Genomic DNA, 14,169 nt, shown 5'->3' with positions numbered 1-14,169 from the left:
GCTTCGCCTCGCCGCTTCTTCCTGGCGAGGGGCGCGGAATCTACTTCGCTTCCGCATCTCGTGTCAACTCGCTTCGTCGACTCTTTCTTCCACCTCACTGCGGCTTTCGCCGCTTCGAGGAGAGGCGGCTTCTACCACCGCCGCGTTGGGAGTCAACTTCGCTCGCCGACTTCGTATTTCGTCTTTCACTGCTTCGGACGGGGTCTCCATCGCCAGTGCGACTTCGCCTTTCCGTCCGAGGGGGCGCGGCTTCTATCGCCTCGCCCTGGATGGAGTCAACCGCTTGTTTCCGACGGTTGATTCCGCTCGCCGTCCGCTTTTTTCAGCGGCGCTGGCGAGCTTCCCCGTATCTATGACCGCCTTGTGGACATGTCAACTTCATCGACCCGTCCACTCTGGTCTGCCCGGCTGCCACAGATACCCGCTGGCACGGCGACGCTGACCTTCGGTCTTATTGCTGATCAAAAGAACAACCCCGCTTCGCTGTTGTGTCACCTGGGTGACACCGCGCCGTGGGGTGAGGCGGCTTATCCACCAACTGATCAGGCGGCGCAAGCTCTTTCACCTGCGCCTTCCCGTACGCCCGACCCGGACGGCCTGTCCCAGCGGTCACAGCGCCTTGCGGCCAGGCTCGCTCCAAATCATGGCGGTGTGGGGGAAACGGGCTTCTCCAACTTCAGCTTCGAGAGATCCACGCGCCCCCGCCGGCTGCGCTCGGCGATGACCACCGCGTGCAGGTCTCTATAGGCCCGCTCGAAGTCATCATTCACGATGATGTAGTCGTACGAGGCGACTCCCCGCTCGATCTCCGAGCGAGCAGCCAGCATCCGGCGGCGGATGGTCTCCTCCGCATCCGTCCCCCGATCGCGCAGCCGCCGCTCGAGCTCATCCATCGCGGGAGGAACGACGAAGACGAGCACCGTGTCGGGATGCTTGCGCTTGATCGCCAGCCCGCCCTGTACGTCGATGTCGAAGATGGCCACGCCCTTCCGGGCTCGCGCCTCGTCCACCACCGCCTGGGAGCTGCCGTAGAAGTGCCCGTAGACCTCGGCCCACTCGACGAACTCGCCCCGCTCGATCCGCTCCTGGAAGGCGGCGACGTCCACGAAGTGGTAGTCCACCCCGTCCTGCTCCCTTCCTCGAGGCTTCCGGGTGGTCACGCTGACCGAGAAGATGGCGTCCGGCAGCTCGGCGAGCAGGCGGCGCGCCAGGGTGGTCTTCCCCGTCCCCGACGGCGCGGAGAGGACGAGCAGTAGACCGGGCTGGAGGGGAGTGGGCTCGTTCATTCGACGTTCTGGACCTGTTCGCGGATACGCTCGACTTCTGCCTTCATCGACACCACGCGCGAGGAGATCTCCGCGTGCTGGCTCTTCGAGCCCGTGGTGTTCACCTCGCGGTGCATCTCCTGCACGAGGAAGTCCATGCGGCGGCCGGAGGGCTCGCTTCCCGCCATGAGCTGACGGAACTGCTCGAGGTGACTCGCCAGCCGCGTCATCTCCTCGGCGATGTCCGTCCGCTCGGCGAACACCGCCACCTCCTGGGCGAGCCGCTGCTCGTCCACGGAGATGCCTCGCGCCAGCTCGGCCACGCGCTCGGCCAGCCGCTGGCGGTACTCCTCCACCGACCTGGGCGCCAGTTGGGCCACTTCCTTGCTCCAACGCTCGATGAGCCCGAGCCGCGCCTCCAGGTCCGTACGGATGGCCTCGCCCTCCACCTGGCGCATCTGCTCCAGCGAGCCCAGGGCCTGGGCCAGCGCCTCCTGCACCGCCTGCGTGGCCGCCTCCACGTCCATCCCCCGCTCCTCCAGCCGCATCACCCCCGGCTGGTTGGCCACATGCGTCCAGGAGATCTCCGCCATCATCCCGAGCGCCTCGGCCACCTGGCGGTAGGCCCGCGCGTACTCCCGCGCCAGCCCCACGTCCACCACCGGCACCGTCCCGGCCGCCGTCGCCGTCTGCCTCTTGATGAAGACCTCCACCGAGCCGCGCGCGAGCCGGTCCTTCACCTGCTTCACCAGCGCAGCCTCCAGCGCCGCCAACTCCCGCGGCAGCCGGGCCTTCACCTCGCAGAACTTGTGGTTGAGCGAGCGCAGCTCGACGGAGAACTCCTCGTCGCGCACCCGCGCGTGCCCCGCTCCGAATCCAGTCATGCTCTTCAGCATTGGCGGCTTGCTAGGCGCTTCCGGCCAACAGGTCAAGCCACCTGCGCGAATCCTCTCTGCTATGGTCCGCCCCCCGATGGTCTGGCACAAGCGGCTCGAGTTGTGGGCGAAGCTGGCACTCGCTCTGGTGGCTTCCGCCCTCCTCTGGCGTCCCGGCCGGCGGCGGAAGCCCGGAACCCCCCTCCCCTCCCCCCGGCGCGTCCTCCTCGTCCGGATCGACAACCGCGTGGGAGAGGCCCTCCTCACCACCCCCCTCCTCTCGACCCTCAAGGCGGCCCCCCAGCCTCCCGAGGTCCATGTCCTCGTCCACTCCAAGGTCGCCCGCGTCCTCGCCGGCCACCCCGAGGCGGACCGCATCATCCCCTTCGACCGGCGGCTCCTCTGGCTCGGCGCACTCGCCCCCGGCATCCGCGCCCTCCGGCGCGAGCACTATGACGTCGTCGTCGACTGCTCCAACTGGTCCACCCCCTCCGTCACCTCCGCCCTCATCTCCCGCCTCGTGGGACCTCGTGCCCTCGTCATCGGCCCCCACCAGTGGCCCGTCCGGTATCTCCACTCGCTCTCCGTCCCCACTCGGGGAGATACCACCCGCGAGGTGCTTCAGCGCGTGCACCTGCTCTCGCCCCTCGTGACTGGCGCTCCCCGCGAGGCGATGTCCTTCCGCCCTCCCAACGTCAGCGACTCGTTCCGCTCCTGGCTCGACGCCGGCTCCGGTTCGCCCCGCGCCGTGGTCAACCCCGGGGGGAGACTGGGTTGGCGACGCATTCCTCCCGAGGCCTTCGCCGCCGCGGCCCGGGCGTTGATTGCCTCCGGGCGCACGCCCATCGTCACCTGGGGCCCCGGTGAGGAGGAGCTCGCCCGCTCCGTCGTCGACTCCGCCCCCGGCTCCCAGCTCGCCCCTGCTACCAACATCGACGAGCTCGCCGCCCTCATGCGCTCCGCCGGCCTCACCGTCTGCAACAACACCGGCCCCATGCACCTGTCCGTCGCCGTCAGCGCCCCGACCCTCGGGCTCTTCCTCCGCATGGACATGGCCCGCTGGGGTCACCCCCTCCCTCCCCACCGCATGGTCGACCTCACCCCCGTCGTCGACTCCGGGGGAGATCTGCCCGCTCGTGTCTTCGAGGTGGTGAGAGACTTCGCCGCGGGAGTCCCGGTCCGGACTTCAGCTTCCTGAGCTGAGTGGGCGGGACTCCTCGGGCAGTAGCACCGGGACTCCGTCTCGGATGGGGTACGCGCGGGAACAGGTGGCGCAGCACAGCCCGGCCACGGTGTCACTCCCGGGATGGGAACCCGGGGCACGGATACCCTCACCCCGTCCCTCTCCCGGGGGGAGAGGGGAAATCGTGAGCGGGCCCTTGCACCTCGGGCACGCCAGTGTCGCGAGCATCCAGTCGGGGAGATTCATTCCGATCCGCCCCTACTTCGTTCCTCGCTCCGCCTGCAGCCGCTGCGCGAGCTCGGTCGTGCTGTGATTCTTCGGATCCCCCGCCACCGCCACCCGCCCTCCGTAGGCCCTCACCTCGTCACCCTCGGGAATCGTGTCCGGCGTGTAGTCCGTCCCCTTCACGTGCACGTCCGGCTTCAACGCCCGGATGATGTTCCTCACGTTCGGCTCGTCGAACACGATCACCCGATCCGTACACGCCAGCGCCGCCACCATCTCCGCCCTCTCCCCCTCGGGGATGTGCGGCCGGCCCGGCCCCTTGTACGCCCTCGTCGAGGCGTCCGAATTCACCGCCACCACCAGGCAGTCCGCCAGCACCTTCGCCCCCTCCAGGTAGCGCACGTGCCCGACGTGGAGCAGATCGAACACCCCGTTGGCCAATGCCACCGTCTTCCCCTCCGCCCTCCAGCGCTCGCGCTGCTCCACCACCGCCGCCAGCCGCTGCACCTTGTCCAACGTCCTCACCGTGCACTCCTCAGCTCGCCCAACAGCTCGTCCCGCGCCACCGTCGCCGTCCCCGGCTTCTGCACCGCCAGCGCCCCCGCCACGTTCGCCAGTCTCGCCGCGTCTCCGAAGCTCCCTCCCGCCGCCAACCCGAGCGAAAAGGCCGCGATCACCGTGTCCCCGGCCCCCGTCACGTCCACCGCCTCCCTCGCCCCGTGCACCGGAATCACGTCCAGCCCGCCCTTCGCATCGAAGAGCGCCATCCCGTGCCGGCCCCTCGTCACCAACAGCGCCTGGCACTTCAGCTTCCGCACCACTTCGTGCCCCGCCTCCACCAGCTCCGCTTCCGTCCTCAACGGCCTGCCCACCAATGCGTGCAGCTCCGGCTCGTTGGGCTTGCACACCGTCACCCCGGTGAACGCCGACAGGCTGTAGCGGCTGTCCACGCACACCGGCAGCCCTTCCGCCGCCAGCTTGCGCAACGCCTCCCTCATCTCCTCCCCCACCACCCCCGCTCCATAGTCCGACACCACCACCGCGTCCGCGTCCTTCGCCGCCTCCTCCACCCTCTTCACCAACGCGCGTCTCAGCTTCGGCGGCAACGGACCCCGCTGCCCTCGATCCAGCCTCAACATCTGCTGCCGCGTCGTGTTCACCCCTCCCGCCAGGATGCGCGTCTTCGTCTCCGTCTCCACGCCCTTCGCACTCACCGCGCTCAGCTCGATCCCCGCCTCGGCGAACAGCTTCCGCAGCGCCCTCCCCATCTCGTCCGCGCCCAACAGCCCCACCGCCGTCACCTGACCCGACAGCGAGCGCACGTTCGCCGCCACGTTCGCCCCGCCTCCCAGCTTCACCTCCGAGGACTCGTGACGCACGATCAGCACCGGCGCCTCGCGGCTCACCCGGTCCGTCTGTCCGTAGATGTAGTGGTCCGCGACCAGGTCCCCCACCAGCAGCACCCTCCGGCGCGCGAAGGCCAATGCGTATTGGACCAGGGGGGGAGCAGTCACTCGGGCGGGCAGCACGGCAGCCATGGCGGCGCGTTGTCCCACAGCCACTCCCCGTCCACAAGCCGACCTTCTCCTACCCGAGCCCGAGCGCCCGCCGGAGGTGCGACTCCCCCTCGAGCACCTCCACTCCCAACCACACCGTCCACGTCTCGAAGCCCCCAGGCAGCCGCGCCCGATCCTTCTCCGTCGTCACCACCCGCGCGCCCAGGCCCGCCGCCCGGCTGCTCACCTCGCGGAGCTCCCGCTCGCTGAAGTGATGGTGGTCCGGAAAGAAGGCCGTGCCCCGGACGTCCGCGCCCAACTCGCCCAGCGTCCTCAGGAAGCCCCCCGGCCGGGCAAGCCCCGCCAACGCCAGCACCGGCTGTCCCGACAACGCTTCCACCGGGTGGAGCGCTCCCGCCGGATCCACCCAGGCCGTGGGCCGGTAGCGCGTCCTCACGCATGGCGCTGGGAGCGGTGGCAGCTCCGGCCCGGGCACCGCCGCGGCTCTCACCCAGAAGAGCGTCGCCCGGCGCAGGCCCGTGAGTGGCTCACGCAACGGGCCTCGCGGCAGCATCCGTCCGTTCCCGAAGCCCACCGCCTCGTCCACCACCACCACGTCCTCGTCCCTCGCCAACTTCCGGTGCTGGAAGCCGTCGTCGAGCAGCACCACCTCCAACCCGAACTCGTCCCTCGCCCGCCGCGCCAGCATCCGCCGATCCGCTCCCACCAGCACCCTCGCCTCCGGACACCGGCGCGCCAGCAGCAACGGCTCGTCCCCCGCCTCCTCCACCGAGGGCAACGGACCCGCTCCCGTGAAGCTCAGCGGCTCCTTCGAACTCCGCCCGTACCCTCGCGTCAGGATGCCCACCCTCCTGCCCTCCCGCACCAGCAGCTCCGCCAGGTACAGCACCGCCGGCGTCTTCCCCGTCCCTCCCACGTTCAGGTTGCCCACCGACACGACCCGCAGCCCCTCCACCCGCTCGCCCTTCAGCACTCCCGCGTCGTAGAGCGCTCCCCTCAGCCTCACCCCCGCCCCGTAGCCCCATGCCAGCACCTCCAGGGGCGCCAGTGCCGCCCTCCGGCTCCACGGCTCCGGCTTCTCCGGGTAGAAGACCCGCTCGATGGTCGTCGGTGCCTGTTGTCGTGGGGCGCCCTCGCTCACTTCTCCGCCCTCGCCTGCTCGTACAGCGCCAGCACGTCCGCGGCGATCCTCGCGTTGCTCGGGTGATCCACCAGCGCCCTCGCCCCAGACTCCGACGCCTCGGCCACTGCCTCCGGCGTCAGCTCCTCCACCAGCGCGTCCGCCAGCGCCGGCAGGTTCCCCTCGTCCACCGCCACCACCCGGACTCCACACGCCCTCGCCTGCGCCGCCGCCCTCGCGCTCCAGTCGTTCCCCAACCCCAACACCCAGACCTCGTCCAGCGCCCTCAGCCAGCGCACGAACGCCTCGCCCTTCTGGTACCCCGCGAACGTCACTTCCTTCTCCAGCCCCAACGTCCGCACCTGCTCACGCACCGGCTCCACCAGCCCTCCATCCCCCACCAACACCAGCCGCGCTCCCGCATTCTTCTGGCGCAGCCTCGCGAAGGCCTCCACCGCCAGCGCATGCCTCCTCGAGGCCTGGAACGTCGACACCATCCCCACCAGCGGCTCCCCCGTGAGTCCCAGCTCCCTGCGGAGTCCCTCGCGGTCCTCCGCCGGGCGGAACAGTGGATCCACCAGCGGCGGTAGCACTCGCACCCGCTTCCCCACCAGCTTCGTGATGAGCGACGACGACGGCACCGTGTACCCGTCCGCCGCCGGCAACGAGGCCCTCAGCGACCTCGGCGCGTGCACCGAGCGGATCAACACCGCGCCCCTCGGCCTTCCCCAACGCGCCACCAGGTGATCGTGCGTGAAGTGCGCGTGCACCACGTCCACGCGCATCCCCTTCAGCCTCCTCGCGTCTCCCCACACCTTCCACGGCGGAGACTTCACCGAGAGCTCCAGCCCTCCCTCGTCCAACAGCCCCAGCGCCGAGAATCTCGGCACCCCCGGTTCCTCCGAGGACACCTCCGTCCGCCGGCGATCCACCGCCACCGTCACCTCGTGCCCCGCCTCGCGCTGCGCCAACGCCAGCAACGCCACGTTCTCCGCGGGACCACTCCAGAACGGACTCGCGAGCAGGTGCAGGATTCTCATCGCAGGTGTTGCTCCTGGCTCGGGTGGGGGGACGGGCTCACGGCTCCAGTGGCCAGCACGGTGACGGGCACCCTCACCCCGTCCCTCTCCCGGAGGGCGAGGGGTGATTGGGCGCGGTAGGAGTCGTCTTCTCCAGGGCGCTCGCCATGTGCTCCACGTTGCGCTGGCTCGCTCCCGAAATCTGTCTCACCGTCGCCCTCGCCAGCTCCCCCAACGAACCCACCGTCTCCGGCTTCGCCAACAGCTCCGTCATCACCCGGTACAGCTGCTCCCCATCCTTCACCTGGATTCCTCCCCTCCCCACCAACACCTGCACGCTGTCCCGGAAGTTCTCCATGTGCGGCCCGAACAACACCGGCTTCCCCTGCCCCGCAGGCTCCAGGATGTTCTGCCCTCCCCTCGTCGTGAACGAACCCCCCACGAACACCAGCGTCGCCAGCCGGTACGCCCTCGACAGCTCCCCGATCGTGTCCAGCACCACCACCTGCCCTCCCTCCTCGTTCCCCTTCGAGCGCAACCCCACGCTCAACCCCGCCTCCTTCACCAACCCCACGATCCGCCCCGCCCTGTCGATGTACCTCGGCGCGATCACCAGCCTCAGGTCCGGGTGCCCCTCCAACAACCGCCGGTACACCTCCAGCAGGTGCTCCTCCTCCCCCTCGTGCGTGCTGCCCGCGATCCACACCCGCTCCCCCACCTTCAGCCCCAACGCGCTCCGCAGCGCCTCGTCCTCCTGCCCCTGATCCGCCACCGCCAACGCGTCGAACTTCGTGTTCCCCGTCACGAACACCCGCTCGCCCGGCGCCCCCAGCCCCAACACCCGCTCCGCCTCGTCCTCCCCCCTCATCAGGAACAGCTCCATGTCCTTCAGCGGGTTGCCGATCAGCCCGAAGAACAGCCGGTACTTCCCCTGCTGCGCCGGGGAGAACCGCCCGTTCGTCAGCACCACCCGCCCTCCCGCACGGCTCGCCGCCCGGATGAGGTTCGGCCAGATCTCCGTGTACTCGAGCACCAGCAGCTCCGGGCCAATCGCCTTCACCGCCCGCCGCGTCGCGCCCCACAGGTCGTACGGCGCGTACACCACCCCGTCCACCTGCTTCGCCAGACGCTCGCGCCCCATCATGTAGCCCGAGTTCGTCATCGTGGAGAGCACGATGCGGCACCCCGGAAAGCGCGCCCTCAACGGTCCGAACATCGGCGAGAGCGCTAGCAGATCCCCCGCGCTCGCCCCGTGCATCCAGATGGTCGGCCCCGGCCCTCGCGCCGGCAGCTCTCCCTCCGCGTAGAAGCCCAACCGCTGCCGCAGCCCGTGCCGCGTCTTGCGGTGCAGCGACAACACCGGGAACAGCACGGCGAACAGCACATAACTGGCGAGGACGTAGAGCAGTCGCATGGCACCGGGGGGGGCCTCGCCCCTCTACCAGATGCCGCCCCTCCCCACAGCACACATCCCCCCTGCGTCCAATCTCCTTGAAAACCTTGAAAGCTCAACCATTCTCGAAATGTATTAAAACAGGATAAACGGAATTTACCAGCAATCCTTGAAAGTGTCGGACCCATCAGGCACAGTGATTCCATCCTTGAGGCACAAGGATCAGGAGGCAGCACAGTGGCGAATCGCATCCGTGGAGTGATGGGAGTAGCGGCCCTGTCGTTGATGATGGGCGCCTGCACCGAGGGCAGCACCGCTGAGAACAACAAGCCCGGGGCGGTCCGGACGTTGGCGTCCGCGCTCGGCAACAATGTCGTGGACGCGGACAAGGACGGCGTGGCCCGTTTCATCACCGGTGACCTGGGCAGCCTGCCCGAGGTGGCCTCCCCCGAGGCGGCCCTCACCGCGGACCTGAGCCCCGTGCTCGCCAGCATCGCGCCCCAGTTCAAGCTGGACGCGGGCAACCTGACCCTCAAGCGCGCCTACACGGATCCGCAGGGTGACACCCACTACCGCTACGCGGTGAGCCACAACGGCCGCGCCGTCTACGGCGGCGAGCTGCTCCTGCACGCGCGCGGTGGGAAGATCATCGCGGCCAACACCAACGTGCGCGGTGACCTGGTGGGCCCGGCCAAGGCCACCGTCGCCCCCGAGGCCGCCCTCGCCGCCGCCGAGCAGGACCGCGAGGCGCCCCAGGCCTCCCGCATCGCCGGCTCGCCCGAGCTCTTCTACTTCCGCAATGGCGACAAGCTCGAGCTGGTCTACGAGGTCCGCCAGACCGGTGAGCAGGCCGATGGCACCCCGGTGGACGACTCGGTGCTGGTGAACGCGGTGGACGGCTCCGTGCTGCTGCGCATCCCGCACGTGCACACCGCCCTCAACCGCAAGCTGTACGACGGCAAGACGCTGTCCACCCTGCCCGGCACCCTGGCGCGCTCCGAGGGTGAGGCGCCCGTGGCCGACGCGGTCGTCAACACCAACTACGACCACCTGGGCACCGTCTACAACTGCTACCAGAGCCTGTACGGCCGTGACTCCATCAACAACGCGGGCGCCGCGCTCCTCAGCACCGTGCACCACCGCGTCAAGTACGTGAACGCCTTCTGGAACGGCACCCAGATGGTGTACGGCGACGGCGACAACGTCACCGCCTCCAACCTGGCCAACTCGCTGGACGTGACCGCCCACGAGCTGACCCACGCCGTGACGGACAACGAGTCGGACCTCATCTACTCGGGTGAGTCCGGCGGCCTCAACGAGTCCATGTCCGACATCTTCGGCGCCGTGTGCGAGTGGTACGGCGACGGCAAGGTCGTCAGCGCGCGCACCTGGCTCATCGGCGACGACGTGTGGACGCCGGCCACCCCGGGTGACGCCCTGCGCTACATGGCCAACCCCACCCAGGACGGCGTGTCGCTCGACTACTACCCGGACTACGCCTCGGGCGTGGACGTGCACTACAGCTCCGGTATCTCCAACCTGGCCTTCTACATGCTGAGCCAGGGCGGTACCCACCCGAAGGGCAAGACGACCCAGGCGGTGGCCGGCATCGGCATCGAGAAGGCCTCGCGCATCTTCTACAAGGCCAACGCCGACCTGATGACGCCGAGCACCACGTTCGAGCAGGCCAAGGTCGCCACCGAGCAGGCCGCCCAGCAGCTGGGCTACGACGCGGCCACCGTCACGTCCGTGTCCAACGCCTGGAAGGCCGTGGGCGTGGGCGTGCCCGTGCCTCCTCCGGTCAACACCCCGATCGAGAAGAACACCCCGGTCTCCAACATCTCCGGCGCCCGCGGCTCCAAGGCGTACTACAGCTTCCAGGTGCCCGAGGGTGCGTACGACCTGAACGTCAGCATCGCCGGTGGCACGGGCGACGCGGACCTGTACGTGCGCTACAACAACGCGCCCACCACCACCCAGTACGACTGCCGTCCCTACAAGTCCGGCAACGCCGAGAGCTGCGCCTTCGCCGCTCCGGCCCAGGGCACCTGGTACGTCATGCTCAACGGCTTCAGCGCCTACACCGGCGTGACGCTGACGGTCACCTGGAAGGGTGGCTACATCCCCGTGGAGCCCGGCGTGCAGCTCGACGGCCTCTCCGGCGTCGCTGGCTCCGACCAGGTGTACAAGGTCGTCATCCCCGCTCGCGCTGACGGCGGCCTGCGCAACATCCACGTCCGCATCTTCGGCGGCACCGGCAACGCCGACCTCTACGTGCAGCACGGCTCGGCGCCCAGCCTCTTCGAGTACGACTGCCGCGACGTGAAGGAGCACAACACCGAGAACTGCAACCTGAACAACTACCGCCCCGGCACCTACTACATCAAGCTCTTCGGAGCGAAGGGCGGCTACCAGAACCTCTCGCTGCGCGCCGACTTCAACTGAGTTGATCGCACGGTGACACGACGGCCGCTCCCGTTCTCACGGGGGCGGCCGTTTCACTTCGCGGGGCACGGTGGGGAGGACAGTGAGGAGAACGGAGACGGGCACCCTCACCCCGTCCCTCTCCCGGGGGAGAGGGGAAGTTGGGGACTGTGTCACTCCTCGGTGTCACTCCTCGGTGTCACTCCTCGGTGTCACTCCCGGGCTGCTGGCAGGACCTTCACCGGGCTCGGGGAGATCCAGGGGCGCCACTGTCTTCCGAAGAAGCGCCCCGGTGCTTCCACCCACGCGTCCACCTGCACCGCCCCTTCCTCCACTAGCTCCACCGACCTTCCGTCCGGTCTCAATCGCCCCGCCCCTCGGACCTCGACTCGCACCCGCTCCCCGGCTCCCGGTGGCAGGCGCACCGTCAAGACGTCCCCCACGTGGGCCTCCCGGCTCTCCGCCTTCAGGCCCTCCAGCGCGAAGCCCTCGGGCTCTCCGAGTGCCCGGAAGGCGCAGAGTGCTCCGCCCCCCGAGAGTCCCTTCACCACCTGGTCCGCCGCGGCCCGCGCGTCCTCGGGCAGCTTCCGCACGTCCGGCAGGTACATCGCCAACGCCCGGAAGACGTCCTCGTACCTCGGCAACCCGTGCGCGTCGTGCGAGCACAGCGCCACCCGCGGCTTCTCCCGCTCGAGCGCCAGCAGCTTCTCCATCGGCTCCGGGCCCGGCTCGGCCAGGAGCATCACCCCATGCACCGGATTGCCGAAGGACGCCCCCACCGCCGGCAGCAACCGGCTGAACGGGTGGCGCATCGCGTCCCGGAAGAACGTGTCCGCCGAGTAGAGCTCGAAGCCATCCGCCCGCCGCGCCGCCTCCTCGTGACGCCACGGATTGCGCTGCTGCACCGGATGCGCGAGCACGCTCACTCCGCCCGCCTTCTCCACCGCCGCCTCGGCTTCCCCTCCGTCCATCCCCTTCTGGAAGCCCTCCAGCGGGCGCCCCAGGCCCAACGCCACGAGGTGCCCATGCGCCGTGGACAGCTCCACGCCCGGCACCATCAACACCCCGTCCACGAAAGCGGGCTCCCGCGGCGCGACGTCGTTGTGGTCCGTGAGCACCACGAAGTGCAGGCCCGCCGCCTTCGCCGCAGCGGCCACCTCCTCCACCGTGCCCCGCCCATCCGAGCGCACCGTGTGCACGTGGAAGGCGCCTCGCACCCACCCCGGCCCGTCCGTCCCGGACGCCACCACCGGGTAGTCCACGTACGAGGCCGCCAGGGTGAAGAACCCCGCCACTCCCAGCAGCAACAGCACCAGCCCCAGCAGCGCCCGGAGCAGCTTGCCCACCACCACCGCAGGCTTCACGCCGCTCCCCGCTCCGGTGCCGCCGTCTGCAGCGCCCACAGCGCCGCGTAGCGGCCTCCCGCCTTCAGCAATTCCGCGTGGCTGCCCCGCTCCACCACCCGCCCCGCCTCCACCACGCAGATCATGTCCGCTTCCGCCACCGTCGACAGGCGATGGGCGATCACCAGCGCCGTACGCCCCGGCAGCACCGCCGCCAGCGCCGCCTGCACCTCGCGCTCGCTCTCCGGATCCAGGCTGCTCGTCGCCTCGTCCAGCACCAGCACCGGCGCCCTCGACAGTACCGCCCGCGCGATGCACAGCCGCTGCCTCTGACCTCCGCTCAGCTTCACCCCGCGCTCACCCACCCGCGTCTCGTAACCCTCGGGCAGCGCCCGGATGAAGCCGTCCGCGTTCGCCACCCGCGCCGCCGCCTCCACCTCCTCGCGCGTGGCGTCCGGCCTCGCGTACCGCAGGTTGTCCAGCACGCTGCCCGAGAAGAGCATCGGCTCCTGCGTCACCAGTGCGAACTTCGCCCGCACGCTCGCCGCCGTGTAGCCGTCCACGTCCACCCCGTCGAAATACAGGTGGCCCTCCTGGGGACGCTCGAAGCGCAGCAGCAGGCTGGTGAGCGTGCTCTTCCCTCCGCCGCTCGGCCCCACCAGCGCCACCACCTTGCCCACCGGCAGCTCCAGCGTCAGCCCGTCCAGCGCCCGCCGCTCCCCGTAGGCGAAGCGCACGCCCTCCACCCGGATGCCCTTCTTCGGCGCGGGAGCCTCCACCGCCCCTGGCACGTCCTCCACCGGGTGGCGCAAGTCCAACAGCGAGAAGAGCCGCTCACCCGCCGCGCCCGCCTGCATCGCGAACTGCGTCACCCGGCCCAGGTCCTTCACCGGCTGGTACACCAGCACCACCGCGGTGAGGAACGAGAGCAGCGACTCGGGCTCCATCGCGTGCGTGGCCGCCGCGTACGCCAGCGCTCCCGCCAACGCCGCGGCCGCCAGCACCTCCATGATTCCCGGCACTCCGCCTCGCGCCCACGCGGCCCGCACCAGCGCCTCCTCGTGCGCCCGCGCATGCTCCGAGAAGCGCGCCAGCTCCGCCGCCTGCCCGTTGAAGGCCTGGATGGTGCGCATGCCTCCCAGGCCCTCCTGCAACTGCCCCGCGAGGTGGCCCAGCTGCACCTGGCCCTCGCGCGTGCCCTTCAGCGCCTTGCGCGTCAGCTTCGAGGCCGGCAGCGCCGCCAGCGGCAGCACGCCCAGCATCAACCCACCCAGCAGCGGACTGATGGACAGCGCCACGCCCGCCAGCACGACAATCTGCAGCGAGTCCCGCAGGTACGAGCCCACGGTGTACATGGCCGCCATCTCCACCGCCTGCACGTCCGCGGAGAAGCGGCTGAGCAGATCTCCCATCCGCTCGCGCGCCAGCTGCGCGGGCGACAGCGAGGTGAGCCGGACGAACAACTCCCGCCGCAGGTCCGCCACCACCTTCTGGGCGAAGAGCCCCATGAAATAGAACTGCCCGAGGTACCCCACGCCCTTCACCACGCCCACCGTCAGCACCACCACCGGGAAGCCCCAGAGCACGGCCTCGCGCGGGAGGCTGGACAGCCATGGCACCGGCTGCGCGCCTCCAAAGCCCTCCGCGCCTCCCGACAGCAGGAAGCGCAGCGCCGGGCCCATCAGGTACGCGTACGCACCCGTGGCCAGCCCCAGCAGCGCCATGCACGCGAAGGCCGCCCCCAGCACCCCCACGTGCGGCCGGGCGTACCCCAGCAACCGCCTCAACGACGTCCACATCACGGA

At 69.8% G+C, this 14,169-nt stretch carries 12 protein-coding genes; 2 read left to right on the top strand and 10 right to left on the bottom strand.

All coding sequences use genetic code 11. The features are described 5' to 3' along the window. Positions 1–641: 641 nt before the first annotated feature. Positions 642–1,286: a guanylate kinase gene (gmk, locus tag AC16DP_RS38680; RefSeq protein WP_329728349.1), complete on the bottom strand. Its 645-nt coding sequence runs from the start codon at positions 1,284–1,286 to the stop codon at positions 642–644. Next, positions 1,283–2,161, bottom strand: a complete 879-nt coding sequence (locus AC16DP_RS38675; RefSeq protein WP_329728350.1) for a YicC/YloC family endoribonuclease — start codon at positions 2,159–2,161, stop codon at positions 1,283–1,285. Before AC16DP_RS38675 ends, gmk begins: the two co-directional genes overlap by 4 nt. A gap of 76 nt (positions 2,162–2,237) precedes the next feature. Here AC16DP_RS38675 and AC16DP_RS38670 point away from each other — a divergent pair, with 76 nt between their 5' ends. Next, positions 2,238–3,338: a glycosyltransferase family 9 protein gene (locus tag AC16DP_RS38670; RefSeq protein WP_329728351.1), complete on the top strand. Its 1,101-nt coding sequence runs from the start codon at positions 2,238–2,240 to the stop codon at positions 3,336–3,338. Here AC16DP_RS38670 and AC16DP_RS38665 read toward each other — a convergent pair. From AC16DP_RS38665 to AC16DP_RS38640, 6 genes are all read right to left on the bottom strand, one after another. Further along, a complete protein-coding gene (locus AC16DP_RS38665) occupies positions 3,327–3,551 on the bottom strand; it encodes a Trm112 family protein (protein WP_414640707.1) in 225 nt (74 codons plus the stop codon). The genes AC16DP_RS38670 and AC16DP_RS38665 overlap by 12 nt on opposite strands. A gap of 30 nt (positions 3,552–3,581) precedes the next feature. Continuing rightward, positions 3,582–4,073, bottom strand: a complete 492-nt coding sequence (locus AC16DP_RS38660; RefSeq protein ID WP_329728352.1) for an adenylyltransferase/cytidyltransferase family protein — start codon at positions 4,071–4,073, stop codon at positions 3,582–3,584. Then, the gene (locus tag AC16DP_RS38655) at positions 4,070–5,086 is read right to left on the bottom strand and encodes a bifunctional heptose 7-phosphate kinase/heptose 1-phosphate adenyltransferase (RefSeq protein WP_329728353.1); all 1,017 of its coding nucleotides are present in this window, start codon (positions 5,084–5,086) and stop codon (positions 4,070–4,072) included. Before AC16DP_RS38655 ends, AC16DP_RS38660 begins: the two co-directional genes overlap by 4 nt. A gap of 49 nt (positions 5,087–5,135) precedes the next feature. Continuing rightward, positions 5,136–6,206, bottom strand: a complete 1,071-nt coding sequence (gene lpxK / locus AC16DP_RS38650) for a tetraacyldisaccharide 4'-kinase (protein WP_329728354.1) — start codon at positions 6,204–6,206, stop codon at positions 5,136–5,138. Continuing rightward, complete coding sequence (locus AC16DP_RS38645; protein WP_329728355.1) at positions 6,203–7,225, bottom strand: glycosyltransferase; 1,023 nt, start codon at positions 7,223–7,225, stop codon at positions 6,203–6,205. The genes lpxK and AC16DP_RS38645 overlap by 4 nt, the downstream gene beginning before the upstream one ends. A gap of 73 nt (positions 7,226–7,298) precedes the next feature. After that, positions 7,299–8,618 (bottom strand): 3-deoxy-D-manno-octulosonic acid transferase, encoded by a 1,320-nt coding sequence (locus tag AC16DP_RS38640; RefSeq protein WP_329728356.1) that lies wholly within the window; start codon positions 8,616–8,618, stop codon positions 7,299–7,301. A gap of 216 nt (positions 8,619–8,834) precedes the next feature. Between AC16DP_RS38640 and AC16DP_RS38635 the strand changes: the two genes are divergently transcribed. Continuing rightward, the gene (locus AC16DP_RS38635; protein ID WP_329728357.1) at positions 8,835–11,042 is read left to right on the top strand and encodes a M4 family metallopeptidase; all 2,208 of its coding nucleotides are present in this window, start codon (positions 8,835–8,837) and stop codon (positions 11,040–11,042) included. Positions 11,043–11,233: 191 nt separating this feature from the next. On the opposite strand, the gene AC16DP_RS38630 is transcribed toward AC16DP_RS38635, so the two are convergent. Continuing rightward, the gene (locus tag AC16DP_RS38630) at positions 11,234–12,385 is read right to left on the bottom strand and encodes a PHP domain-containing protein (protein WP_329728358.1); all 1,152 of its coding nucleotides are present in this window, start codon (positions 12,383–12,385) and stop codon (positions 11,234–11,236) included. Further along, complete coding sequence (locus AC16DP_RS38625; RefSeq protein WP_329728440.1) at positions 12,382–14,163, bottom strand: ABC transporter ATP-binding protein; 1,782 nt, start codon at positions 14,161–14,163, stop codon at positions 12,382–12,384. The genes AC16DP_RS38630 and AC16DP_RS38625 overlap by 4 nt, the downstream gene beginning before the upstream one ends. Positions 14,164–14,169 lie beyond the last annotated feature (6 nt).

The sequence above is a fragment of the Archangium sp. genome (genome assembly GCF_057119385.1).
The sequence above is the reverse complement of the archived record's forward strand: the minus strand, read 5'-3'. Positions and strand labels throughout refer to the sequence as shown.